23 protein-coding genes are annotated in these 26,451 nt (G+C 44.5%); 18 read left to right on the top strand and 5 right to left on the bottom strand.

From position 1 onward, the window contains the following. Positions 1-2 precede the first annotated feature (2 nt). Both ruvB and AC1XUF_RS19755 read right to left on the bottom strand, forming a co-directional pair. Positions 3-1,028: a Holliday junction branch migration DNA helicase RuvB gene (gene ruvB / locus AC1XUF_RS19760; RefSeq protein ID WP_483343547.1), complete on the bottom strand. Its 1,026-nt coding sequence runs from the start codon at positions 1,026-1,028 to the stop codon at positions 3-5. Positions 1,029-1,093: 65 nt separating this feature from the next. After that, positions 1,094-3,850 carry a PKD domain-containing protein gene (locus tag AC1XUF_RS19755; protein WP_483343546.1) on the bottom strand — a complete coding sequence of 919 codons (2,757 nt, stop codon included), beginning with the start codon at positions 3,848-3,850 and terminating at the stop codon, positions 1,094-1,096. Between the two features lie 338 nt (positions 3,851-4,188). On the opposite strand from AC1XUF_RS19755, the gene AC1XUF_RS19750 reads away from it, so the two are divergent. Continuing rightward, positions 4,189-5,220 carry a PorP/SprF family type IX secretion system membrane protein gene (locus tag AC1XUF_RS19750; RefSeq protein WP_483343545.1) on the top strand — a complete coding sequence of 344 codons (1,032 nt, stop codon included), beginning with the start codon at positions 4,189-4,191 and terminating at the stop codon, positions 5,218-5,220. A gap of 93 nt (positions 5,221-5,313) precedes the next feature. Further along, on the top strand, positions 5,314-6,102 hold the full coding sequence (locus AC1XUF_RS19745) for an NIPSNAP family protein (protein ID WP_483343544.1): 789 nt from the start codon (positions 5,314-5,316) through the stop codon (positions 6,100-6,102). A 65-nt stretch (positions 6,103-6,167) separates the two neighbouring features. Here AC1XUF_RS19745 and murQ read toward each other — a convergent pair whose 3' ends face one another. Continuing rightward, the gene (gene murQ / locus AC1XUF_RS19740; protein WP_483343543.1) at positions 6,168-6,974 is read right to left on the bottom strand and encodes an N-acetylmuramic acid 6-phosphate etherase; all 807 of its coding nucleotides are present in this window, start codon (positions 6,972-6,974) and stop codon (positions 6,168-6,170) included. Between the two features lie 315 nt (positions 6,975-7,289). Here murQ and ilvD point away from each other — a divergent pair, with 315 nt between their 5' ends. From ilvD to AC1XUF_RS19675, 13 genes are all read left to right on the top strand, one after another. After that, positions 7,290-8,972 (top strand): dihydroxy-acid dehydratase, encoded by a 1,683-nt coding sequence (gene ilvD, locus AC1XUF_RS19735; RefSeq protein ID WP_483343542.1) that lies wholly within the window; start codon positions 7,290-7,292, stop codon positions 8,970-8,972. 328 nt (positions 8,973-9,300) lie between these two features. Next, positions 9,301-11,061, top strand: coding sequence for a biosynthetic-type acetolactate synthase large subunit (gene ilvB, locus AC1XUF_RS19730; RefSeq protein ID WP_483343541.1), 1,761 nt, complete (start codon positions 9,301-9,303; stop codon positions 11,059-11,061). A gap of 20 nt (positions 11,062-11,081) precedes the next feature. Further along, a complete protein-coding gene (gene ilvN / locus AC1XUF_RS19725; protein WP_483343540.1) occupies positions 11,082-11,615 on the top strand; it encodes an acetolactate synthase small subunit in 534 nt (177 codons plus the stop codon). A gap of 59 nt (positions 11,616-11,674) precedes the next feature. After that, positions 11,675-12,721, top strand: a complete 1,047-nt coding sequence (ilvC, locus tag AC1XUF_RS19720; RefSeq protein WP_483343539.1) for a ketol-acid reductoisomerase — start codon at positions 11,675-11,677, stop codon at positions 12,719-12,721. A gap of 86 nt (positions 12,722-12,807) precedes the next feature. Further along, positions 12,808-14,064: a threonine ammonia-lyase IlvA gene (gene ilvA, locus AC1XUF_RS19715; protein WP_483343538.1), complete on the top strand. Its 1,257-nt coding sequence runs from the start codon at positions 12,808-12,810 to the stop codon at positions 14,062-14,064. A gap of 51 nt (positions 14,065-14,115) precedes the next feature. Continuing rightward, positions 14,116-14,424 carry a nucleotidyltransferase family protein gene (locus AC1XUF_RS19710; protein WP_483343537.1) on the top strand — a complete coding sequence of 103 codons (309 nt, stop codon included), beginning with the start codon at positions 14,116-14,118 and terminating at the stop codon, positions 14,422-14,424. Next, on the top strand, positions 14,405-14,758 hold the full coding sequence (locus AC1XUF_RS19705; RefSeq protein WP_483343536.1) for a HepT-like ribonuclease domain-containing protein: 354 nt from the start codon (positions 14,405-14,407) through the stop codon (positions 14,756-14,758). The genes AC1XUF_RS19710 and AC1XUF_RS19705 overlap by 20 nt, the downstream gene beginning before the upstream one ends. Before the next feature lie 5 nt (positions 14,759-14,763). Beyond that, a complete protein-coding gene (locus tag AC1XUF_RS19700; RefSeq protein ID WP_483343535.1) occupies positions 14,764-15,612 on the top strand; it encodes an AraC family transcriptional regulator in 849 nt (282 codons plus the stop codon). A 188-nt stretch (positions 15,613-15,800) separates the two neighbouring features. Further along, positions 15,801-17,204, top strand: coding sequence for a 3-isopropylmalate dehydratase large subunit (gene leuC / locus AC1XUF_RS19695; protein ID WP_483343534.1), 1,404 nt, complete (start codon positions 15,801-15,803; stop codon positions 17,202-17,204). A 22-nt stretch (positions 17,205-17,226) separates the two neighbouring features. Then, positions 17,227-17,823 (top strand): 3-isopropylmalate dehydratase small subunit, encoded by a 597-nt coding sequence (gene leuD / locus AC1XUF_RS19690; protein ID WP_483343533.1) that lies wholly within the window; start codon positions 17,227-17,229, stop codon positions 17,821-17,823. Positions 17,824-17,844: 21 nt separating this feature from the next. Next, positions 17,845-19,410 carry an alpha-isopropylmalate synthase regulatory domain-containing protein gene (locus AC1XUF_RS19685; RefSeq protein WP_483343532.1) on the top strand — a complete coding sequence of 522 codons (1,566 nt, stop codon included), beginning with the start codon at positions 17,845-17,847 and terminating at the stop codon, positions 19,408-19,410. A 185-nt stretch (positions 19,411-19,595) separates the two neighbouring features. Then, on the top strand, positions 19,596-20,666 hold the full coding sequence (gene leuB, locus AC1XUF_RS19680) for a 3-isopropylmalate dehydrogenase (RefSeq protein WP_483343531.1): 1,071 nt from the start codon (positions 19,596-19,598) through the stop codon (positions 20,664-20,666). 262 nt (positions 20,667-20,928) lie between these two features. Next, positions 20,929-22,083: a 2-isopropylmalate synthase gene (locus AC1XUF_RS19675; protein WP_483343530.1), complete on the top strand. Its 1,155-nt coding sequence runs from the start codon at positions 20,929-20,931 to the stop codon at positions 22,081-22,083. A gap of 140 nt (positions 22,084-22,223) precedes the next feature. On the opposite strand, the gene purU is transcribed toward AC1XUF_RS19675, so the two are convergent. Then, positions 22,224-23,057, bottom strand: a complete 834-nt coding sequence (gene purU, locus AC1XUF_RS19670) for a formyltetrahydrofolate deformylase (RefSeq protein ID WP_483343529.1) — start codon at positions 23,055-23,057, stop codon at positions 22,224-22,226. Positions 23,058-23,192: 135 nt separating this feature from the next. On the opposite strand from purU, the gene AC1XUF_RS19665 reads away from it, so the two are divergent. Then, positions 23,193-23,678 (top strand): GAF domain-containing protein, encoded by a 486-nt coding sequence (locus AC1XUF_RS19665; protein ID WP_483343606.1) that lies wholly within the window; start codon positions 23,193-23,195, stop codon positions 23,676-23,678. An 80-nt stretch (positions 23,679-23,758) separates the two neighbouring features. Here the strand turns inward: AC1XUF_RS19665 and AC1XUF_RS19660 are convergent, their stop codons facing one another. Further along, on the bottom strand, positions 23,759-24,055 hold the full coding sequence (locus AC1XUF_RS19660) for a muconolactone Delta-isomerase family protein (protein WP_483343528.1): 297 nt from the start codon (positions 24,053-24,055) through the stop codon (positions 23,759-23,761). 273 nt (positions 24,056-24,328) lie between these two features. On the opposite strand from AC1XUF_RS19660, the gene AC1XUF_RS19655 reads away from it, so the two are divergent. Beyond that, positions 24,329-24,898 carry an RNA polymerase sigma factor gene (locus AC1XUF_RS19655; protein ID WP_483343527.1) on the top strand — a complete coding sequence of 190 codons (570 nt, stop codon included), beginning with the start codon at positions 24,329-24,331 and terminating at the stop codon, positions 24,896-24,898. After that, a complete protein-coding gene (locus AC1XUF_RS19650) occupies positions 24,870-26,405 on the top strand; it encodes an outer membrane beta-barrel protein (protein WP_483343526.1) in 1,536 nt (511 codons plus the stop codon). The genes AC1XUF_RS19655 and AC1XUF_RS19650 overlap by 29 nt, the downstream gene beginning before the upstream one ends. Positions 26,406-26,451 lie beyond the last annotated feature (46 nt).

The following is a 26,451-nucleotide window of genomic DNA, read 5'->3' as shown; positions in this document are numbered from 1 at the left end:
ATTCAGAATAATTCGCCGGACCTATGCCGGGGCAATATGCCAAGGTGTTTGAATGCCTTTTCAGTTACTTCCCGGCCACGAGAAGTTCTTTTCATATAACCTTCTTGAATCAGGAAAGGCTCGTATACTTCCTCGATCGTTTCGGCTTCCTCTCCGCAAGCAGTGGCAATGGTCGATAAACCAACAGGGCCGCCTTTGAATTTGTGGATAATGGTATTGAGAATCCGGTTATCCATTTCATCCAACCCGTTTTGATCTACATCCAACGCCTTCAGGGCTATTTCTGCGATGGCGACTGTTACTCTGCCATTGCCTTTTACCTGGGCAAAATCTCGCGTACGGCGCAACAGGTTGTTTGCGATCCTGGGTGTTCCCCTGCTGCGCCGCGCAATTTCGTAGGCAGCATCATCTTCAATCGGAGTTCCCAATATCGCTGCGGAACGTTTTAAAATGGAAGTAAGCAACTGGGCATCATAATATTCGAGGCGGGCATTGATACCGAATCTTGCACGTAATGGAGAGGTCAACATTCCCGCACGGGTAGTCGCGCCGATTAGCGTAAAAGGATTAAGCCCGATCTGAATGCTCCTTGCATTTGGCCCGCTATCCAGCATGATATCGATCTTATAATCCTCCATGGCGGAATACAGATATTCTTCTACAATAGGATTAAGGCGATGAATTTCATCAATAAAGAGTACGTCGTGCTCCTGAAGATTGGTAAGCAGGCCAGCCAGGTCGCTGGGTTTGTCGAGTACCGGGCCCGACGTGATTTTAATACCTGCGCCTAATTCATTGGCAACAATATTGGATAGTGTAGTTTTTCCTAATCCCGGAGGGCCATGCAGCAAAACATGATCTAATGCATCTCCTCTCTGTTTGGCAGCCAGTACAAAGATTTTGAGATTTTCAAGGATTTTGTCCTGCCCTGTAAAGTCGTCAAAAGTGAGCGGGCGTAATGCCCTTTCGATTTCTTTTTCGGTATTGGAAAGGTTTTCTTTATCTCCGGACAGGTAATCCTGGCGCATAATGAAGTGCAGATTAAAACTATTATTTAATCAAAAATAGCGGTTTTAATCTGCAAAAAGAAGGATTATCTGATGACCATGATGGACCCGCGTTTCATAATCGGGGCACGTTCGGGATAATAAAGACTTTCATAAGAGAGCACATAAGGATAGGCTCCCGGCTGCACTTTCAGTCCCTTGTAGGTTCCGTCCCAGCGTTCTTCCAGGTTGTTAGTAGCATAGATTACCTCGCCCCAACGATTATATATCCTGATCTGGAAATTGGTGTAATAGGCCCCGAAAATCTGAAGTATCTCGTTATGTCCCTCTCCGTCGGGCGTGAAAGCATCTGGGATAAAGAAACGCGGCTCGCATTTATCAAGAACATTGGTCGATTGTTCTGTAACACATCCCACAGAGTTAGTCGCCCTGACTATATATTTTCCTTCCTGGCTGACCGTGATTGTTCGCGTTGTATCGCCGGACTGCGGCCATAGATAGGAAAGCTGCCCGACGCCGTTTGCATCAAGAATGACGGACTGGCCATCAGGGATGCATATCATGTTTTCGGGAGCAAGATTAAGGATTGGTGACGGTAATTCTCCAACCTGTATTGTATCAGAGTTGAAACAGTCGTTCCGGTCCCTTACGATCACAAAATAAGTACCAGGCTGCCCAATCGTTACGTCCCTTGTTTTTTCTCCGGTACTCCAATTAAACTCTATCCATCTTTCACTTTGCACGCTCAAAACAATGGAGCTGTCGCGACATAAAGTAGTATCCGGTCCAATTGAAAATGCCGGGGGGCGTCTTAATGTGATTTCGATGGTGTCGGCGGAGAAACATTCTCCTTGTGGGCCGTTAAAGGCGACCGCAATATATCGGCCGGTAGCGACTGCATTGTAGGTTTTTTGACGGCCTACCACCCTTCCGCGATAAATCCACGCGTAAACTTCCGCCTGAACATTCATATCTAGTGGCACGAAATTACCGCAGGTATCTTTATCCGCACCCAAATTGATTTGCGGTGGAGTTTCATATATGGTTACTTCCTGCACAATGGTCGTATCCTTACACTTATTGGTCGCACGCATTCTGACCATGTAAGTTCCGGGCTTGGTGTAGGTGTAAGTAGCTGTTGTTTCTTTCGAAGGTGAGGTAAAGCTACCGTCACCCAGGAAATCCCACTGATAAGTATCCTGGATGGGATCGCAAATGGGACTTGCCTGAAATGTTGTGGGCGCATTGGTACAAAAACCATCCGCTTCAAACCCTGGCCCCGAAGATTCCTGCGTGAAATCCTGGACCATGTTCGGCAAACCTAACTCGCTTTTTTTGCCTCCAAGATTTACGCCATCTCTTTCATATTCTACTCCCGTCAAGGAGTTACCTTCCGGCTCACCGATTACAGCCAGGTATTCGCTCCCCTGAATGGCCATGTAAATACGTCCATCGGACCCAAACTGCAGTGCCCCGAACGTCTGGGTGGAGGAGCTGTCAATGATGATAGCAGTTTCCTCCAATAAACTGTCTGGCAGGGTTAGATCGTATTGTTTCAGATAGGAACTGGTCCCATTTTCTCCCTTGAAGGAGATATACATTTTTTCTCCGGTGGGTGAAAATTCGATACCATAAGCAACAGGCGGGGCAGGCCCGAGGTCAATTAATTTATCATAGGTCAAAACCCCGGTCGAATCATCGAAGTTATATAATTCGACATAATTCTCTGGAGGCCCAGGTATGATCACGGCAAGCTTTCGTTGACCTGTTGTACTATCGGGTGACGAAAATTTCATGTATCCTTCGCCCTTGTTCAGGCTATCGTGCGCCATTCCAAGGGAGGGAGAACTGGTTTCGACCAGGCCCCCCGTCGTAGCATGAAAAATCCTGAATTTATTGGTGCCGTAGTCGTGAGAAATAATCCAATAAGTGCTGTCGCGGTCGTTTCGTGCTGATACTATACGTTCTGTTGTAGGCTGCTGAAGTGTTGTATTTTGTTCAATGATAGCGCCCAGTCCATTATTCCTACGCATGTCCACGACACTCACCGTCAAGAGCTTTTCGCCGTTGATATCAGAAGTTGTAAACACATTAAAAAGGTACTCACAACCTTTGCAGGTAGGTTGGGGCACAATAAGGACGGATTGCGTCGAATTCGGGCTCCCCTTCAAAGGTGCGCAAGTCCCAGAAAAACAGGGCATGACGTCCCCATTCTTGTTCCAAACGGTAATTCCGTCTGAGTAAAAGAGCAGTTGACCTTTTGAATTAGCTATGGCAGATGTTCCTTCGGGGGTGTTTAGCTTTCCATCCGTAATCGGCGTGGGCGGATTATTAGAAAAATCGAGCCCGGCATTTTCGCCAAAATACCATTTTGCACCTTCCTGATTGGAAGGCTCCATACATATTTTCACATTGATCCGATCCTGGATTTTACATCCGTTGGGCATAATCACCTCTACGGAGTAACAGCCCGAGCTATCCACTTTTAGTGTTTGAGTGGTATCGCCCTTCGGGTACCATACGTATCTGGCGCCATCGGGAGCTCCATTTGGATAAGGATCCAGAATGAGCGTATCTCCAGGACAGATAGTCGTGTCGGTTTTCCATTGCTGGAAACTAGGGGGAAGTTCGCCGACCTGAATCACCTGGGATACCGTTTGTGTTGTACCGCCGTTTATCGTCCGGACCAATGTCACAGTGTACGTTCCGGGTGCCATATAGGAATGTTGTGCATTGCGACGCGTATCGGTAGCACCACCTTCGCCAAAGCTCCATTTCCACGCAATGGAAGTACTTAACGTATCACGAAAGGAAGTTGAATCCGCACAATCCGGGTTCTGCATACACTGATTTTGTACCAAAAATGGAGCCTGTGCCTTTGCATATACCGTTGATAACAGTATCAGAAAGAAAAAACAACAAAATATTTGTTGGTACCTATTATAAAATCGCCCCATGTTTCGTTAACTGTTCAAACACCCCTAGCCACCACATTTGATATTCGGATTACTCGACAATACTAACGAAAATAAAATCTTAAAATTTTGTGGGTTATTGTCGCGAAAACCTCTCTAATTTGAATATTAATACGCAATTTGAAGATATTTTGTTAAATTAAATTGGGTAATTTTTTAGAGCCCGTAACCCAACCGCGTTTCGTACGCGGCGCCAAGTTAAATATATGAGCAAGCGTTTACTTTGCATTTTTTTACTGACACTGCTTTGTGTGAAAGGTTGGGGCCAGGATCCGCAGTTTTCTCAATTCTATGCCAATCCATTGTATCTGAACCCGGCCCTTGCCGGAGGTGCATTAGCGCCTCGTGCAACGATTAATTACCGTAACCAGTGGCCATCACTTTCCGCGAATTTCGTAACCACTTCTTTTGGCGCTGACGCCTTTTTTTCCAATTTCAATAGCGGGGTTGGCGTACTGGTTACGATGGATAGCCAGGGCCTGGGTAACCTAAAATCGACTGATGTGGCCTTACAGTATTCCTATCAGATCCAGCTGAACGATCTTACATCTCTGAGATTGGGAATCCAGGGCGGTTTTGCCTCGCGCACCCTAGATTATTTTGGCCTCACTTTCGGTGATCAGTATGACAATGGGGGGCTTACCGGGCAGCCCTCACAAGACCCATTTGCGAAAGGCGGACCAAACGTCTTTTACGCCGATTTTGGCGCCGGAACCATGCTTTATTCCGATTGGTACTGGGTTGGTCTTTCGGCTCACCATTTGAACAGGCCTAATCAGGCATTCTCTTCTTTGACAGAGGCAAGACTTCCGGTAAAGGCAAGTTTACAGGCCGGGTTGCGTATTCCTTTTGCCGGGTACACCTTTCTGGGTGATGAAATTGATAAGGAAAAATCCATATCCCCGGCAATTATGTATAAAAAACAGGGAAAATACGACCAGTTTGATGCCGGTATGTATGTGACGATCGAGCCGCTGGTTTTGGGCGCATGGTACCGTGGTATTCCTTTCAAGAAGTATGCTCAGAATATCAATAATCACGAGTCCCTGATATTTTTGGCCGGCTTCCGCCAGGATAAGTTCTCGATAGGTTATAGCTATGACCTTACTATTTCCACCCTCGGGGCAGGCAGTGGCGGTGCCCATGAGATCTCACTTTCTTATATTTTCCCGCCTCTGGACCCGAAGCCTAAGCGCTCCAAAAGCAGCAAGAGACAGCTTTCTTGTCCGAAATTCTAAAATCAGGAAACGTTTGAAATACTAATTAAGGGTAAACAAGTTGGTTTTTGATCTTTTGAAATAATAATCAACCTGTTTCTTTATTATACCTGTATGTACAAAACTTTAAAGGGTTCCTTTTACATTTCTCTGATGCTTTGCCTGATCAGCTCTTTTGCCCTGGCTACAGCTCCTAAAAGGGAATTCTACCAAATTAAGCTTTATCATTTAAAAAGCAAGGAGCAGGAAAGTCGGGTTGATAGCTATTTGAAAGATGCATTCATCCCGGCTATGCATCGCGCAGGAATAAAGGATGTTGGGGTGTTTAAACCTGTTCTCTCCGATACGGCTGCCGGTAAACTGATTTACGTTTTGATTCCGTTGAAATCTCTGGATCAATTGCTATCTCTTCCGAAAGCACTGGAAAAAGACGCTGCTTACCAGTCGGCTGGAAAAGACTACATTGATGCCGAATATAAAAACCCGCCTTACTTTCGCGTTCAGTCAACGGTTTTGCGGGCTTTTGAAAATAGTCCAATCATGAAAAAGCCTAATTTTTCTACACCGAGAAGTGAGCGGATTTATGAATTAAGAAGCTATGAAGGACATACCGAAAAAATCCACGTCAACAAAGTGAAACAATTCAATGCTGGTAACGAGATTGGTATTTTTGATCGGCTTGGATTTAATGCGGTTTTCTACGGAGAAGTGATTTCTGGTGCTACGATGCCCAATCTGATGTATATGACCACGTTTTCAGATAAGGCTTCCAGAGATGCGCATTGGAAGTCGTTTACGGATGACGCCGAGTGGGGAAAAGTGAAAACGATGCCTGAATACCAGAACAACGTGTCAAAGAACATCACGCTGTTCCTATATCCAACAGATTATTCGGATTACTGAAATTCTAAGGAATATAACAATGAAGTCCCGGCCAGATAACTTCGCCCGGGACTTCATTGTTTGCATCAGCGATTTCTTACCGCATTAATCGCTGCACGGACGTTTCCGTATTCATTTAAAAGTGATTCTGCCTCATCGGAAGAAACATGAAGCTCATCGATAATCATCCGGAGCGCACGGTCCACCAGTTTTTCATTTGTTAGCTGCATGTCCACCATTTTATTTCCTTTTACCTTTCCCAGGCGGATCATGACAGACGTGGAAATCATGTTTAAAACAAGCTTTTGAGCGGTTCCCGCTTTCATACGGGTACTACCGGTCAGAAATTCCGGCCCAACAACCACCTCCACGGGAAATTCAGCGGCCTTTGCTACCGGAGAGCCGTCATTACATACGACACAGCCTGTAAGTAAGCCGGATTCGCGCGCTTTATCTAAACCTCCAATAACGTAAGGCGTTCTCCCTGAGGCGGCTATTCCAACTAGAGTGTCGTTTTCATTGGGCTGATACAACTCCAAATCGATCCACGCCTGCTTATCATCGTCTTCGGCATTCTCCACTGCTTTTCTGATCGCCCCGTCGCCGCCGGCAATGATTCCTACAACCAGGTCAAAAGGCACGCCAAAAGTAGGGGGACATTCAGAAGCATCGACAACACCCAAACGTCCGCTGGTGCCGGCCCCAATGTAAAACAAGCGGCCGCCCTTCTTCATCCTGGGTACGATTTGTTCGACAAGTGCCTCTATTTGTGGAATTGATTTTTTGACTGCGCCGGGCACAGTCTGATCTTCCTGGTTAATGGAGGTCAGAATGTCCGCGACACTCATTTTTTCGAGGTCGTTATAATGAGAAGATGATTCGGTTGTCAGCATTTGATTGGCGTTTTAGAAAAATCAAAATTAAATGTTTTCCTTTTATTGCAGTTTGCAGGGATGAAATTTGGTATTAATCATAGAATATTAACAAAAAAGGAAGCGAAAGTTTGGAAAATAAAAAGATACCCTTCTAATTTGTAACAGATTCCAAAAATTAGCGAAATTTCGCTGGATACATTAGTTACGCTATGAAAGTTTTACTAGTCATTCCACTCATGTTGGTCATGCCCTGAGGCGTGAGTGGGATGATTATAGTTAACACCTCACTCACTGTACTGAGTGAGGTGTTTTTATTTTAATACAAAATTCACCATGACAGAATTAAACAAATTTTCGAAAACCCTTACCCAGGAAGTTACCAATCCAGCAGCTCAAGCCATGCTTTATGGCATCGGTTTGAAGGAGGAAGATTTTGTTAAGCCGCAGATAGGCATTGCCAGCACAGGATACGAGGGCAACCCTTGTAACATGCATTTGAATGGTCTTTCTGTGTATGTAAAGCAAGGAGTTACCGCTAATGATATGGTCGGATTGATATTCAATACGATAGGCGTGTCTGACGGTATGACAAATGGGAACGATGGCATGCGCTACTCGCTTCCCAGTAGGGATATCATTGCAGATTCTATTGAAACAGTCGTTGCCGCACAGTGGTATGATGGGGTCATTGCCGTGGTAGGCTGCGATAAAAATATGCCTGGCGCCATCATGGCGATGGCGCGTCTGGGTCGGCCCGCCATTATGGTTTATGGTGGAACGATCCGTTCAGGACATTATAAAGGTCAGAAACTGGATATCGTGTCTGCTTTTGAGGCATTGGGTAAAAAGTTTGCAAATAATATTTCGGAGGAAGATTTTAAAGGCGTAATCCAGAATTCAATTCCCGGACAGGGTGCCTGCGGAGGGATGTATACAGCGAATACCATGGCATCTTCGATCGAGGCGATGGGATTGAGCCTGCCTTTTAGCAGTTCTTACCCGGCTACCCACGAAGGCAAGCAGGAAGAGTGCAAAAAGATCGGCGCAGCAATGAAAAAGTTGCTGGAACTGAATATTACGCCGAAAGAAATAATTACCAAAAAGTCTCTTGAAAATGCTTTGACCGTAGTGATGGCGCTTGGCGGTTCCACCAATGCAGCTTTACATTACCTGGCGATCGCCAGGTCAGCTGGTCTTCCGCTGACATTGGACGATATTCAGGCGATTTCCGACCGTACGCCGTTTATTGCGGATTTGAAGCCAAGCGGCAAATATTTCATGGAAGATATTTTAGCCATCGGTGGGGTACCTGCGGTTACTAAATATCTATACTCCAAAGGATTAATTCACGGAGACTGCATTACAGTGACAGGAAAAACAGTTGCCGAAAATCTTGCAGAAGCGCCTGACCTTAATTTTGAAACACAGAAAATGGTCTTCCCTTTGGAAACGCCAATCAAATCTAGCGGGCACATTCAGATTATGTATGGTAATCTTGCTCCTACCGGTGCGGTTGCGAAAATCACGGGTAAGGAAGGGATGACTTTTGACGGCGAAGCGAAGGTTTGCGAACATGAGTCTGAGATCATCGAGATGCTTTCCAAAGGCGAGATCAAAGCGGGGCATGTGGTGGTAATTCGAAATTCGGGTCCCAAAGGCGGACCTGGAATGTCGGAAATGCTCAAACCTACTTCTGCTGTGATGGGCGCCGGACTCGGCGACAAAATAGCATTGATTACCGACGGCCGTTTTTCTGGCGGAACGCACGGATTTGTAGTTGGGCATATTACACCGGAGGCATTTGACGGCGGACCGATCGCATTGGTAAAAGACGGGGACAGAATTACAATCGACGCCAATACGCGGCAGCTTATTCTGCACATTTCCGATGAAGAAATGGCAGCCCGCAAAGCAGCATGGGTACAGCCTAAGCCATTGTTCACAAAGGGGATGCTTGGACGATATATCAGGACCGTGAAGTCCGCCAGTGAAGGTTGCGTTACGGACGAAGCATAAGAGCGGATATGGAGAGCAGCGATTTTAGACTAGATAGGACGGTCCTCCTGCGGGGATCATTCGGAGACCAAAAAATACTATTCGAAAAATCGGCTCAGAACAGGCAAGGAGAGATTGGAAGCAGCCCATTATCTAAACTGTATTGCTTTCCAATTTGATTTAGCAAATCCTTTTAAAATGGACAGAAATGTTTTTTCGATGCGAAAGCACTCTTTGATAATGGCAAATCAACGATTTGATTGCGGCAAAAAAGGCAGCAGGGAGGGCAAGGGATATTAATGACATCGAAAATTTTGAAAATTCAGTAGACTAAATAAAAAGACGAGTCATGGAATTTAATGAAAATCAAACACAGACAGTACAAATCGCGGAGCCTGCGGTTTCTGTTGCCAAACCGGAACTGATCAATGGTTCGCATGCGCTGATCCAATCGCTGATCAAAGAGGGTGTCGAAACAATTTTTGGATATCCTGGCGGCGCGATCATGCCGGTTTATGACGCTATTTATGATTATCAGGAGGATATTAATCATATTCTGGTACGTCATGAGCAGGGAGCTGCGCATGCTGCAGAAGGCTTTGCAAGAATGACTGGTAGAGTTGGTGTGTGTTTGGTTACCTCAGGGCCTGGTGCTACAAACCTTGTTACGGGTATTGCCGATGCGATTATCGACTCTACTCCGATGGTTTGTGTGGTAGGACAGGTAGCTGCACATTTGCTTGGTACGGATGCTTTTCAAGAGACAGATGTAATTGGTATTACGATTCCGATCACCAAATGGAATTACCAGATTACCCGGGCGGACGAAATTCCGGAAATCATGGCGAAGGCATTTTACATTGCCAAATCAGGTCGTCCTGGCCCTGTTTTGATTGATATCACTAAGAATGCACAGCAGGAACTGATGTCGAAGTCATTTTCCTACAAAAAGTGTGAAAACCTGATCAGTTACCATCCAAGACTCTCTCCAAAACAGGAACAAGTTGAAGCTGCTGCGAAACTGATCAATGAAGCCAAACGTCCTTTCCTATTTTTTGGACATGGCGTTCAGATCGCCCATGCAGAGCAGGAACTGATCAAATTCATTGAAAAAACAGATATTCCCGCGGCATCTACGCTGCTCGGATTATCATCTGTTTCCGTTGACCATCCTAATTATGTGGGCTGGCTCGGTATGCATGGCAATTATGGAACCAATGTCCTTACCAATCAATGCGACGTGATTATTGCGGTCGGAATGCGTTTCGATGACCGGGTAACCGGAGATTTGAGCCGGTATGCCAAGCAGGCAAGGGTCGTACACATCGAAATAGATCCCGCTGAAATTGACAAGATCGTGAAAGCAGAAGCACCAGTGATTGGCGACGCTAAAATTGCTTTGGAAATGCTCCTGCCGCTTTTGAAAGAAAATAATCACGAAGCGTGGAGAGCGGAATTCAAGAAGTTCGATAAAATCGAAGATGAAAAAATTACGCAGCCCGAACTTGCGCCTACTACCGAGAAAATTAAGATGGCGGAAGTGATCAGGACACTTTCCAATAAAACCAAAGGAGAAGCGGTGGTCGTTGCGGATGTTGGTCAGCACCAAATGATGACTGCCCGTTACTATCAGTTCAAAAAACCAAACTCATTCATCACCTCCGGTGGCTTGGGGACAATGGGTTATGCATTGCCGGCAGCATTTGGCGCGAAGGTAGGTGCCCCTGACCGTGAAGTAGTTGCGATGATCGGCGATGGATGCTTCCAAATGACGATTCAGGAATTGGGTACCATTGCACAAAGCGGTTTGCCGGTTAAGATCATCATTCTCAATAACAATTTCCTTGGCATGGTACGCCAGTGGCAGCAATTGTTTCACCAGAAACGCTATTCGTTTGTGGAACTGCAAAATCCTGATTTCATCACGATTGCAAAAGGTTTTGGTATTGAGGGACATACTTGCGGAAAGCGCGAAGATCTGAATGCTTCATTGGATCAAATGCTGGCGTCGGATAAGCCTTATCTGTTAGAGGTTCTGGTTGAGAAAGAAGAGAACGTATTCCCAATGGTACCGACAGGGGCGTGTGTTGCAGATATCAGGTTAGAGTAAAAGAATAAATATTAGAAATTATGACAACATACACCATTTGTGTTTTTACCGAAAATACGATTGGCATTCTGAACAAGATTACCACAATCCTGACCCGCCGACGTATCAACATCGACAGTCTGACGGTTTCGGAAACGGAACGTAAAGGAATATCGCGGTTTACCATCGTCATCCGTCACGAGTCGCGCGAGGCCGTTGAAAAGCTGGTTCGCCAGATCCGGAAAGTGATTGAGGTATTGGCCGTTTTTGGATATTTAAATGATGACATCGCGTACAATGAGATCGCTTTGTTCAAAGTTTCAACCCCAATTGGCGCTAAGCCTATTGATATTGAAACAATCAATAAAGTTTACAAAGCATGGGTAGTCTATTGGCACCTTACCTATGTAATTATCCAGAAAACGGGTACAGAAGAGGAGATTTTCGAATTTTTCGATTATATCAAACCACACGAAATCCTGGAATTTGTAAGGTCTGGAAGAGTGGCGGTGAGCAAATCCCCTCAGACGTTGGTGGACTATCTTCCTGAGGCTGAGTGGGAGTATTATCAGTAATCGAGCAGCTTTAATATCATATCACTTTAATCGTAGTAAATCAATTTAATCAATAATCAATGGCAAAATTAAATTTCGGCGGGGTCGAAGAAGAAGTAGTAACCCGTGAAGAATTTCCTCTTGAAAAAGCACGTGAAGTACTTTCTACTGAAACTATAGCTGTAATTGGTTACGGCGTACAGGGCCCAGGCCAAAGCTTGAATATGCGCGACAATGGTTTTAATGTAATTGTTGGTCAGCGTAAAGGAGGTAAGTCATGGGACAAAGCCGTCGCCGACGGATGGGTACCGGGCGAGACCCTTTTTGAACTGGAAGAAGCACTGGCAAAAGGGACCATTATTTGCTACCTGCTTTCTGACGCCGCTCAGATCGAACTGTGGCCAACTGTAAAAGCGAACCTTACTGCCGGAAAATCATTGTATTTCTCACATGGTTTCGGTGTAACTTATAAAGACCAAACAGGAATTATCCCCCCGTCTGATGTAGACGTTTACTTAGTAGCCCCCAAAGGATCAGGAACATCACTTCGCCGTATGTTTGTAGAGGGAAAAGGATTGAACTCTTCATTCGCGGTTTTCCAGGATGCAACAGGCAAAGCGCGTGAAAAATGCATCGCCATGGGAATTGGTGTGGGTTCAGGTTATTTGTTCGAAACTGATTTTTATCGTGAAGTGACTTCTGACCTTACCGGCGAGCGTGGAACATTGATGGGTGCAATCCAGGGAATTTTCGCTGCCCAATATGAAGTACTTCGTTCAAACGGACATACTCCATCAGAGGCATTCAACGAAACAGTTGAAGAATTGACACAATCATTGATGCCATTGGTGGCTGAAAATGGAATGGACTGGATGTACGCCAACTGCTCTACAACAGCACAACGCGGTGCATTGGATTGGTGGAAACCTTTCCGTGACGCTACCAAGCCTGTTTTCGAACAACTTTATAATTCTGTAAAAAGCGGCGAACAGGCTTCTATCTCCATCACCCGTAACTCACAACCTGACTACCGCGTGAAACTGGAAGAAGAACTGGCTGAACTGCGCGAATCAGAAATGTGGCAGGCAGGCTCAACCGTTCGCGGCCTACGCCCAGAAAGAAACTAATAAGGATTTCAATTGCCCCGGGCTTCAGCCTGGGGATACAGATAATGGGCTTTGCGAAATTCGCGAAGCTCTTTTTTTAAAATGTCATGGATCACTCGCACTCGACTCCTACTCTCGATAATATTTTTCTGGCCGCAGAGCGCCTTCGCGGTGTGATCAATCACACGCCGATTTTGTACAATGCACATTTGTCAGAGCAATACCAGGCCAATATTTATCTGAAAAGGGAAGACTTGCAAACAGTACGATCCTACAAAATCCGCGGCGCTTACAACAAAATGGCGAGCATGACTCCCGAAGCATTGGCGGTCGGAATTGTGTGCGCAAGTGCAGGTAATCACGCGCAGGGCGTAGCCTATGCGTGCAGGAAAATGGGAGTCAAAGGGGCAATTTTCATGCCGACCACCACGCCGGCGCAAAAGATCAAGCAGGTCCGGTTATTTGGGAAAGAGTGGATTGAAGTGCACTTGGTCGGGGACACGTATGATGATGCCTATCATGCGTCAAAAGAATATCAGGCGGCCACCAATGCTGTTTTCGTGCATCCTTTTGACGATTTGCAGGTAATTGAAGGTCAGGGTACGGTGGGTTTGGAAATCTTCAAAGACGTCGATTTCAAGGTTGATTATTTGTTGATGGCCATTGGTGGCGGCGGTTTGGCGGCAGGGATCTCGACCGTTTTTAAACAACTTTCTCCCAAAACGCAATTGATTGGCGTAGAACCGGAAGGATCACCCACCATGCAGAAATCGATTCAGGAAGGCCACGTGGTGACACTGGAAAATATTGACAAGTTTGTGGATGGCGCGGCAGTTCGCAGGGCGGGAGATATCACTTATGACATTTGCAGCAAAAGTCTGGCTACTGTGCTCCTGGTACCCGAGGGAAAAGTTTGCTCCACCATTTTGCAATTGTACAATGAAGAAGCCATCGTAGCTGAACCGGCTGGTGCACTGACAGTTGCCGCATTGGATCTGATCAAGGATGAGATCAAAGGAAAAAATGTGGTTGCATTGATCAGCGGAGGCAATAATGACATCACCCGGACCGAGGAAATTAAGGAGCGTTCGCTGCTGTATGAAGGTTTGAAACATTATTTCATTATCCGTTTTCCACAACGCTCAGGTGCATTCCGGGAGTTTTTGAATGTACTTGGACCAAACGACGATATAGCTCGATTTGAATACGTGAAAAAAACCAACCGGGAGCAAGGCCCCGCATTGGTAGGGATCGAGCTAAAAAACCGCGAAGATTTCGCGCCTTTGATTGAACGAATGAATGAGAATCGCGTCGTTTATGAATATTTGAACGATCAACCAGATTTGTTTCAGTTTATGGTTTGAATTCAGGATTCATTATATTGTGCTATTATCTGTCTGTTAAACCGGATGTTTATGGTTCAGAACAAGCAACAAATTTTAGATGTACTTCAAACCCAAAAATCCGCAATTAGAGAATTGGGTGCGGAACGATTGGGCTTATTTGGTTCTTTTGCCCGTAATGAGCAAAAAGAGACTAGCGATGTGGACCTTATCGTCGAATTCAAATCAGGTATGAAAACTTACCGAAATTTGTTAAACCTTGCGGATTTGCTGGAAGAAATATTACAGAAGAAAGTGGATTTGTTAACTTGGGAAGGTCTGCCTTCATTTGTTCAGAGAGAAGCAAAAAAAAATATTGAATATGTCTCCTTCGCAGATTGAATTCTTAGAACATATTCAGACTGAGCTTAATTTTCTCTCGCACCATTCAAAAACCGTTACTTTTGAGCAATTTTTAGAAGACGATCTAATTAATCGCGCATTTTTAAGAAGCCTCGAAATTGTGGGCGAAGCGGCTAAAAAAGTCCCCGATGAGCTCCGATATCAGTTTCCGGAAGTAGATTGGAGGGGAATGACCGGCTTGCGGGATGTATTGATACACCAGTATTTTCAGGTCGATTATAAAATCGTGTGGGAGGTCATTACGAACCTTGTTCCCCTCGCAAAGACATGGATTGATCACATCGTCGAAAACGAACGCGATTCTTTGCGATAACCAGGATGCTCCGCGTACCTTCCGACATCAGCTCCCAGGAGTTTGAATCCCTTAAAATTCAGGATATGACTTTTGTTGCTTACCGCAATGAGGTTTATCCATCCAAATACGATGTGTTTTTTGAAGAACATGCGGTTATTGTCGTGCTGGAAGGGGAAAAAAAATTTACAAGCCCGACCCAAGAGGTACATGTTGAAAAAGGGGATATCCTGTTTGTTCAAAGGGGCTTTTATCTGATGTCGGAATCGATTAATGAGTCTTATAAAAGCCTGGTTTTCTTTTTTGATGAAAAACTGCTGAAAGAGTTCGTCAGCTTACATCCCGAGCTTTTTAGCTCAGAAGAACCTGTGACGGTTCTGGAAAATCCAATTCTGTTGCTGAGGTCGGACGATAACTTTGAGAAGTTTATCCAATCGGTATTTCCTTATTTCCGGTCACGGACGGATTTGAAAAATCACTTTCTACGCCTCAAATTTCAGGAGTTATTGCTGCATTTATTGGAGCTCGATAATTCCCGCCAGCTTCGCGCAATACTTTACAGTTTATATAAAGGAGAAAAAGTGGATCTGCCTTTTCTGATGAATAGTTACTATCTCAAGCCACTTACATTGAACGAGTTAGCGAGAATGTCTGGCCGAAGCTTATCGGCATTCAAGCGGGATTTTCAGGATGAATTCAAGACTTCACCGGCACTTTGGCTTAAAAATAAAAGACTGGACTATGCAGACTTTCTTTTGAGAAACAGTACGAAGAATGTGTCTGAGATTAGTACGGAAATTGGCTATGAAAGTGTTTCGCATTTTATTAAGACGTATAAAGAAAAATTCAGTGTTACCCCCAAGAAGCAAGGGTGAGCCTATCCAATAAAGATTTTCGCTCAACTTAGCCCCTGAGACCAAAATCATTATTTTTTGAACCTTTACCGTTATACTTATTCCCTTGAATTTATAGTTATTTGTATCCTCATTTCTGCTTTACGGATAGCTAAGTCTTTGTATTTCTGAAAGTAGTAATGAAGAGGCGAAATTTTAATATTTAAAAAATGAGTAATCAAGCCAGTACCCTTTTTGACAAAGTTTGGGATTCCCATGTTGTCCGCAAAATTGAAGATGGTCCGGATGTATTTTTCATCGACCGTCATTTTATCCACGAAGTAACGAGTCCGGTTGCATTTTTAGGACTCGAAAGCAGAAATATCGGCGTGATGTACCCTGAGCGGACATTCGCCACTGCCGATCACAATACACCAACCATCAATCAGCACCTCCCTGTACAGGATCCGCTTTCGGCTAATCAGCTTAAAGCATTGGAAACCAACTCTTTGAAATATGGTATTTCACACTGGGGACTTGGCCATGCCAGAAATGGGATTGTACACGTCGTAGGACCTGAAAATGGAATTACGCTTCCCGGAATGACGATTGTCTGCGGGGATTCGCATACTTCTACACACGGCGCATTTGGCGCAATTGCCTTTGGTATAGGAACTTCTGAGGTCGAAATGGTTCTTTCGTCCCAGTGTATCATGCAGCCTAAGCCGAAGAAAATGCGGGTGAATGTAAATGGAACATTGGGGAAAGGCGTAACCCCCAAAGATGTTACATTATATATTATTTCAAAACTCACTACAGCCGGTGCTACCGGTTATTTTGTGGAATATGCGGGCGATGTTTTCCGGAACATGAGCATGGAAGGTCGCATGACCGTCTGCAATATGAGTATAGAAATGGGTGCGCGCGGGGGAATGATAGCTCCTGACGAAACCACTTTCGCATATATCAATGGTCGTGAGCAGGCTCCTAAAGGCGAGAAATGGGATGAGGCACTGGCTTACTGGAAAACACTTAAAACCGACGAAGGAGCTGTTTTTGACAAAGAATATAACTTCGATGCTGCTGACATTGAGCCAATGATCACATATGGTACCAATCCGGGGATGGGTCAGGGGATTTCTAAGTCAATTCCTACTTCTGATCAGGTCGAAGGTGGAAAAGCCACTTATGATAAATCCTTGAATTACATGGGATTCCATGAAAACGAATCCATGTTGGGCAAGAAAATTGATTATGTGTTCATTGGAAGCTGCACCAACGGACGAATTGAAGATTTCAGGGCATTTGCTTCGATCGTTAAAGGCCGCAAAAAGGCAGACAATGTTACTGCATGGGTTGTTCCAGGCTCACATATTGTGGAGGCGCAGATTAAAGAAGAAGGTATTCTGGATATCCTGACCGAAGCTGGTTTTGAATTGCGGCAGCCAGGTTGTTCAGCTTGTCTTGCAATGAATGACGACAAAATTCCTGCCGGAAAATACGCGGTAAGTACCTCAAATCGCAATTTCGAAGGTCGTCAGGGTCCTGGGGCAAGAACTTTGCTGGCAAGTCCGCTCGTTGCGGCGGCAGCGGCGGTTACAGGTGTGGTTACAGATCCACGTGAACTTCTTTAATTCAAATCGGAAAAGAAAAAAAATGGCATACGATAAATTCACAGTATTGACAAGTACGGCGGTTCCTCTGCCGATTGAAAATGTGGACACAGACCAGATAATTCCAGCGCGCTTTTTGAAAGCGACCAAAAGGGAAGGATTTGGTGATAATTTGTTCCGGGACTGGCGCTATAACGGCGACGATACCCCAAAGGAGGATTTTGTGCTTAATAATCCCATTTACTCTGGCAAAATCCTTGTAGGGGGACATAATTTCGGAAGCGGGTCAAGCCGTGAACATGCGGCATGGGCTATTTACGATTATGGTTTCCGTTGTGTGGTTTCCAGCTTCTTTGCCGATATTTTTAAAGGTAACTCATTGAACATCGGTATTCTGCCAGTTCAGGTTAGCCCTGAATTTCTGGATAAAATTTTCCTTGCGATTGAAGCCAATCCAAATACCAAATTGGAAGTGAACCTGCCCGACCAAACTATTACAATTCTTGCAACCGGAGAGCAGGAGTCCTTTGGCATCAACGGTTACAAAAAGCACAACATGATGAATGGCTTTGATGATATCGATTATCTCCAGGCGATGAAAGGAGAGATCAGAGAGTTCGAAGAAGAGAGAATTTACTAGTGTGATTGCCGTCAGCCGCTCATGAACAGTCGCTATATTGAAATAATGGATACCACTCTCCGCGATGGCGAACAAACCAGTGGAGTATCGTTTTCCGCATCAGAAAAGTTAACCATTGCGCAGATTTTACTTCAGGAAGTAAAAGTGGACCGCATTGAAATCGCTTCGGCACGCGTGTCGGAAGGAGAGTTTCAAGCGGTGAAGCAGATTACCGATTGGGCCAAGGTCAATGGTTTCTTGGATAAAATTGAAGTCTTAACATTTGTGGATGGCGATATATCCATTAACTGGATGTTGCAATCGGGGGCAAGGGTGATGAATTTGTTGACAAAAGGTTCACTGAACCATCTTACCCATCAACTGAAAAAATCCCCTTACGAACATTTTGAGGATATCCGGAATGTCATTGAACTGGCCGAATCCAAAGGAATTGATTGCAACGTATATCTCGAAGATTGGAGTAACGGCATGCGCAGTTCCCCGGAGTACGTCTTCGCATCGCTCGATTTCCTCGTAACCCAGCCAGTCAAGCGGATCTTGTTGCCAGACACGCTGGGGATTCTGACGCCATCGGAGTCCTATTCTTTCGTAAAGGCCATCGTTGACCGCTATCCAAATCATCATTTTGAGTTTCATGCCCATAATGATTATGACCTGAGCGTTGCGAATGTCATGGAGGCGTTGCGTGCCGGAGCTCACGGACTTCATTTAACGGTGAACGGGATGGGAGAAAGAACAGGTAATGCGCCGCTGGCCAGCACTATTGCCGTTCTTAATGACCTGATGCCGGAGTATAAGACGTCGGTTAACGAAAGGTCGCTTTATACCGTTAGCAAATTGGTAGAGACTTTTTCAGGGATCCGGATACCATCCAATAAGCCAATTGTAGGTGAAAGTGTTTTCACCCAAACAGCGGGTATCCATGCAGACGGTGATAAAAAAAACAATCTGTATTTCAGCAAGTTAATGCCAGAGAGGTTTGGTCGCCAGCGACTTTATGCTTTGGGCAAAACTTCGGGAAAGGCAAATATTGAGAATAATCTGCGGGATCTGGGAATTACGCTTTCGGATGCAGACCTGAAAAAGGTAACTCAGAGAATTATTGAGCTGGGCGACCGAAAAGAATCGGTAACACCGGATGATCTGCCGTATATCATTTCGGACGTATTAGCCAGCAACGCCATCGAAGAGAAGGTGGTAATAGTTAATTACGTCCTGACTCATTCAAAGAACCTGAAACCCTCTGCGACCCTGCAAATTAAGTTCGGAGATGAGGTTTTCGAAGAAAATGCGCAGGGGGACGGTCAGTATGATGCATTTATGAATGCATTGAAAAAAATTTACTGCATAAAGGGGATCAGCCTGCCGATGCTTACGGATTATGCGGTACGTATTCCGCCCGGGGGTAAAACAGACGCTCTTTGTGAAACCATTATTACCTGGGAAATTAACGGTAAGGATGTCAAAACACGGGGACTGGATTCGGATCAGACCGTTTCTGCCATAATGGCTACACAAAAAATGCTGAATTTGATTGGAATACCGGATGAAGTACCGCTCGCGTCGGCTGTGATAGGTATCTCGTGATGACCAGGGGCTAACGCAAACACTGAAAGCTAATCTTTGAGTAATGTAACAAAGCTTTGTTGTGTTTGACCCCTTCGCAGAAACCTGCACCAGCGATTTGATTTGCTTATTGAAGCGGAAGAACTTGCATCGTTTTTTTCTAAACCCAAACAAATATCTTACTGATTATCAATTAATTTAATTTAATGAAAAAAAATATCCTAATCGTTCCAGGAGATGGAATCGGACAAGAAGTAACTGAAGTCGGAAAGAATGTGTTGATAAAAATTGCCGAAAAATTCGGCCACGAATTTGTGTACGATGAAGCTCTGATGGGCCATGTGGCTATCGAAGCTACAGGTAACCCTCTACCAGATGAAACGCTTGCAAAAATGCGTGCGTCTGACGCAATCCTTTTCGGTGCCGTGGGCCATCCAAAATATGATAACGATCCAACCGCGAAAGTACGTCCTGAACAAGGGCTGTTGAAAATGCGCAAGGAGCTTGGATTATATGCAAACCTGCGTCCAATTAAGTTGTTTGATGAATTACTGGGGGCATCTTCGATCAAACCTGAAATCTTAAAAGGATCGGATATCCTTTTCTTCCGCGAATTGACCGGCGATATTTATTTTGGAGAAAAAGGCCGGAAAAACGATAATGACACAGCTTATGATATTGCAGAATACAGCCGCTATGAAGTGGAACGTATCGGGCGCAAAGCATTTGAAGCAGCACGCACCAGGAGCAAAAGATTATGTTCTGTTGATAAGGCGAATGTATTGGAAACAAGTCGTTTGTGGCGCGAGGTTATCCAGGCGCTTGCTCCTGAATATCCAGACATTCAGGTCGAACACCAGTTTGTTGATTCTGCTGCAATGATGTTAATTAAAGATCCGCGCCGGTTTGATGTTGTGGTTACCGCCAATTTGTTCGGTGATATTCTGACGGACGAGGCAAGCCAGATAGCAGGTTCAATGGGAATGCTCGCGTCCGCTTCGGTAGGCGATAGCACTGGCGTTTATGAACCTATTCATGGATCCGCGCATGACATAACCGGAAAGGGAATTGCAAATCCGTTGGCTTCGGTACTCTCAGCCGCATTGCTTCTCGATATATCCTTTGGCCTTAAAGAGGAATCGGAAGCAATTATTTCGGCTGTCGACAAATTGCTGAAAGATGGTTTCAGAACAAAAGACATTGCCGATGCAAGCACTCCTGCCGACAGGCTTCTGAACACGGAAGCCGCTGGTATTGAGCTTTTAAAAAGAATTTAAAATTGGCTAAGTTTCGCCAAATAATATTTGTTAGAACCAAAAGTTATACTTTCTTTGCAGAAGAAACTCGCGGTTAGCGAATTTTCGCAATAGTTTATGAACGCACTAAGAAAAAACTTAAGTCTTCTCATTCTAACAATTCCGTAAGAGCGGGAAAGGTTATGTTTTGATTCTTTCGGAACCCTTTCCTTTACTGGGGAAGGGTTTTATATTATCTGAAAATTATTAAATTAGTGTCCCATTAAATTTTCATTATCTATCAATGAGTAATCGAGTTCAGATCTTCGACACAACCTTACGAGACGGCGAGCAAGTACCAGGCAGCCAATTAACCACGGAAGAAAAGATTGTTGTAGCCAGGCAACTCGAAAAACTAGGGGTAGACATTATTGAAGCTGGTTTTCCCGTTTCAAGTCCGGGCGATTTCAGGTCGGTAGTCGAAATTTCAAAAGCGGTTCGGGAACCCATTATCTGCGCATTATCCCGTGCTGTCCAGGGGGATATCGATGCTGCTGCAAGTGCTCTGGAATATGCGCAAAGAGGAAGGATTCATACGGGAATAGGCTCCTCCGATATCCATATCCAGCATAAATTCAATACAACACGTGAGAAGATCATTGAAAGGGCGATTTCTGCTACGAAATATGCCAAATCAAAAGTGGAGGATGTCGAATTTTACTGCGAAGACGCGGGGAGGGCAGACCTTGTTTTCCTTTCCCAGCTTGTTGAAGCAGTGATCGGTGCAGGCGCGACCGTGGTCAATATCCCTGATACCACCGGCTACTGCCTGCCCGAAGAATATGGTTCCAAAATAAAGTACATATTTGAGCATGTATCCAATATCCATAAGGCTACGATCTCAATCCACTGCCATAATGACCTCGGTTTGGCTACGGCTAACACAATTGCGGGAGTCAACCAGGGAGCCCGCCAAGTAGAGGTGACCATCAACGGTATTGGCGAAAGAGCTGGAAATACTTCATTGGAAGAGGTGGTAATGGCTTTGAATGTTCATAAAGAACTTGGCTTGGAAACAGGTATCAATACGCAATTCATATATCCGACAAGTCAGCTGGTTTCCAAAATGATGCGGATGCCGGTTCAGGCAAATAAAGCGATCGTTGGGCGCAACGCTTTTGCACATTCGTCAGGAATTCATCAAGACGGTTTCTTGAAAAATACGCTTAATTATGAGATCATGAACCCACACGATGTTGGGGTAGATAAATCAGACATTGTTCTGACAGCCCGAAGCGGAAGACATGCGCTGAAGCATCGTTTTGAGCTTCTTGGGTTTAGTTTTGACAAATCAGCATTAGATGAGCTGTATACCCGGTTTCTTGAGGTAGCAGATTTAAAAAAGGAAGTAAACGATGCAGACCTGGTGGACCTGGCAAGAACGGCAATTCCGGTTTAATTAGAATATCATTAGAATTGGTTAACCCCTTGAATCTGAATTTGATGTTTTAAAGATTTTTTTGTAACATTACATATTCAATAACATCCATCAGATTGCAAAAAGCCCTCGGTGATTCTGACTAAGGGCTTTTTTCTTGTTCAAAGGATAATCGTCCTGTTATTGTGAATAAAGACACGATCGTTAAACACGAGCTTTAACGCCTTTGATAAAACAGCCTTTTCAGTGTCTTTTCCCAGCGTAGCCATATCGGAAGCCGTTTGCCGGTGATCGACCGATTTTACATCCTGAGCAATGATCGGTCCGTCATCAAGATCGTTATTAACAAAATGTGCCGTCGCGCCAATGATCTTTACCCCTCTTTCGTAAGCCTGCCGGTAGGGGTTTGCCCCAATAAATGCCGGAAGAAATGAGTGGTGGATATTAATGATTTTATCAGGGAAATGATTTACAAATTCGGGTGTAATGATCCGCATATATTTGGCCAGGACGAGGTATTCCGGGCGATAAATATCCAGCGTTTTGAGGATCATTTGTTCATGTTCTTCGCGCGTTTTGTTTTCGTGGGAAATATAATGAAAGGGAATACCAAATTTTCCTACCAGAGGCTGCAGCAAATTGTAATTGCTGACTACCGCGAGAATATCAGCGTCCAGTTCGTCAAATGCGTAACGGATAAGGAGTTCTCCGAGGCAATGATGTTCTTTCGTGACAAAAAGAACGATATCCTTCTTCTTTTTCGGGTTAATCCTAAGGTTCAGACCTGCCGGCAATTCGGTTCGGAGTACCGTTAGCAATTCGGTAACATCTGTGTCGCCCTCGAATTCGGTACGCATAAAAAAATATTTGGAAGGACTTACATATTCGTCATTGCGGATAATGTTTTGATTATGGTCAAACAGTATTCTTGTAACCTGATAAATTAATCCTTTGTGATCAGGGCCATCCATCAACAGGATATTTCTTTGAGCCATTATTGAGCATGTAAATTAAGGGGCTTCAAATATAGCTTGTTGGAAGCTCATATTAAGTCCCAAATGCAAGTTTTCGATCCATCTGGTAACGATTGGCAAAGAACTTCTGTTTGCCAAGTATTAATTGTTTTGAATATGGCCGAAGAACTTATTATTCCGTTAAATACGGACCGGGCAACTATTTATAGCTCGCTTTTTCCACAAATCCAGGCTTTAGTTGAAACCGAAAGCGACCTGGTGGCTAATCTCGCTAATGTAGCCGCCGCATTGAAAGAAGCCTTTGATTTTTTCTGGGTGGGTTTTTATATTGTAAAAGAGGGACAATTAGTTCTGGGACCTTTCCAGGGGCCAATCGCTTGCACTAGGATCGCTTTCAACAAGGGGGTTTGCGGAGCAAGTTACACCCGAAGAGAAACCATCATTGTTCCCGACGTAGAAGAGTTTCCGGGTCACATTGCCTGCAATTCTGCTTCGAAGTCGGAAATTGTCCTTCCCATTTTCCACAGGAATGGCACTGTAGCCATGATTCTGGACGTTGACAGCGACGAGCTGAATGACTTTAGTGAGGTTGACGCCAGGGAATTAAAAAAAATAGTGAATCTGATAGAAAGGAAGCTTTAAGCACCGAATCAATAAGACCCTTGCTGCCGATCAGGTAACAAGGGTCTTATATTTGAAATTAAGTTCTATAAGGTTAAGTATTAATTCAACGAAAACATCGGCAACCTTAAAGCCACCACATTGTTGAACATCAGTTTCGAAATTTTTGGATCCATATAATCAATCAGCGGGAATTCCGAAACGAGGGACATTACCTCAAATTCAGTTTCTGCCCTTACCACACACCAAAGCCTCGAATAGTCGTCAGACAGTGCATAGGACATCAATTTTCCCTGCTCCATCAATTCATTGATCTTTTTCCTCTGCGCAGGTATTTTTGCAGTAAAGTCTTCTGACATGATCGCAGGAAGCTGAATTTCGACCATATATTGGCTCATAACGATAGAAATTAGGGTTACTAAAATACCTTTTACTTTATTTGGATTCCCTATAGAAGGATATGAACCAATTATTAGTTCCTGAAAGGAATATATCAAAAATGACGAATGCTTTCCTTTTTTCCAACCATTTTAGAAAAGAAGGTGTCGTACCCTTTACGGGTTGTGGCACTCAGGATATTCAAGCCAAACAGACCAAAGCAGTAATCGGCTATCTTTGGATAGAGGTGCTGAAATTAATCATAAACCGAACGAAGCACCCCTAAACTTCGGATGACTTTTAACGAACAGGAATTGGTGAGAGGCTGTAAACAGCGCAACCGGATCGCCCAGAAACAACTTTATGATGTTTTTGGAGGTAAGTTGTTCGCTATTTGTCTCCGATACACCAAAAACCGCGCAGACGCCGAAGATGTTTTGCAGGACGCATTTATAAAAATTTACGAGAATATCGATTCATTTAGAGCCGATAGCCCCCTGGAATATTGGCTGCGTTCGGTGGTAGTAAATACGGCTCTGAACCACTTGAGGCAGCAAAAGTATCTTAAGGAATTAGATGATATCGACGTGCATCATAACGGAATTGCGGACAGGGAATTTACATTGGGTAATTTCCAGATGCAACAATTACTGGAGTTGATTCGGGAGTTGCCGCCGGGATGTCAGACAATCTTCAACCTATATGCGATTGAAGGTTATCAGCATAATGAAATTGCAGAGAAATTAGGAATATCAGAAGGAACATCGAAATCGCAGTATTCGCGGGCGCGATCATTACTTCAACAAAAATTGAACAAGGAAAAAAGATTTGACGATGGATCCGTCCGAAATAAACAGTTTTGAAGGCCAGTGGCGAAATGCGTTGAGAGATGCTTCTGAAACACCTCCCCCTTCTGTATGGGAGGGAATAGAGGCGCGTATGGAGAAGGATAATGAAAGGGGGGTGATCTTGCCGTTATGGTGGCAATCACCAAAAATGTGGTATGCAGCTGCATCGATCGCCTCATTAATATTGGTTGGAGCAGGAATATGGTATTCGGAAAGGGGTATGGGCCGCCATAAAGACGAGGTGCAAATAGTAGCTCAAAAGCCACAAAGTTCGTCGAAGGAGTCTGCCGCATCCACTTCTGAACACCTGGCAGGCAGTGAGCAACAGGATGTTATGGCCAAAAAAGAGGCTTCTCAACCGGAAGCGGTTGTAACGGGACCAAATAAGGGTAGAGGATCTTTGGAAATAGCTTCTAATATTTCACCTGAGAAGAAATCCGCACAAGTTAAAGACAGTCCAGCCAGCAGTCTCAACACAGATAATTTCCAGGCTAATCGGGAAGAGAAAGAGACGATGATTGCGAAACGAGCACTGTCCGGGAGCAAGGAGAGCAAAGAATTTACACCCGCTTTGGAAAATAGTTCAAATGAGCAGGCGCTCTCGAAAGCAGGCATAGCAACTACGGTGGATGAAAGCAATCAGCGAAATATTTCTGTTGAATTACGATCATCGTTACCATACAGTGAGCTTGATGTTCATATGCAAAAGCGATATGTGTTCTTTCGTCCGGAGTTAAAATCTGATGAGCCGGAAAAGTTGAAGACTCATAAGGAATATTGGGCTGGTATTGGCCTGATGCCAGCGGCATTTAATCCGGATGTAAAGATAAAGGAAGCGCCACTGGCATTCTCGAACCAGACACTATCCAATAAAAAGTCCGTTTCTGGATCCAGTGAAGCCGGCGTTTCGTATGCTTTGCAAACGCAGGGAGGCATGCGCCTTTCTAAACATTGGTCTGTGGAACTCGGCGTCAGTTATTTGAAAGGAAATTCAGATTACCAGGGAGGCGGATATGTTCTGAGCGCCTATAATAGCAGTTCTGCCAATGTTTTGGAAAATGCGCTTGCTGGCCTCGCGTCAACACCTGCCCCGCAGGGGCTTGCTGATAAAGGCGGGAATTTTTTTAATGGCGGCTCAATTTATATTGATGTCTCGAAAAAGGTGAGCAACAACTATCAATATTTGCAGCTTCCTGTTCAGGCTGGTTTTACGATTAATCCTGATAAGAGGCTTAGTTATTCGGTTTTGGGTGGTATGATGGCTAATTTCTTCATTAGTAACGATTTGGAATCGGCGTCGGGCGAGATAATTACAACCACCGCAAGTGATGATATTTATCGGAGTATGAACTGGGCCGCGACAACTGGTCTCAGGTTTAATTACAGGCTATCATCCAAATGGAAAGCCAGTTTAACAGGCTCTTATCAGAAAGCGGTTTCCTCTGGTTTTAGATCAAATCAAAGCCTGGATGCGCGTCCATATTTGTATGGTGTTGCTTGGGGAGTTCGGTATTCTTTCTAATACAAGGAGCATGTTCCAACCTTTAATATTCCTTTTGTATCTGAGA

This window comes from Dyadobacter sp. HNCC25DJ185 (assembly GCF_056895195.1).
The sequence above is the reverse complement of the archived record's forward strand: the minus strand, read 5'-3'. Positions and strand labels throughout refer to the sequence as shown.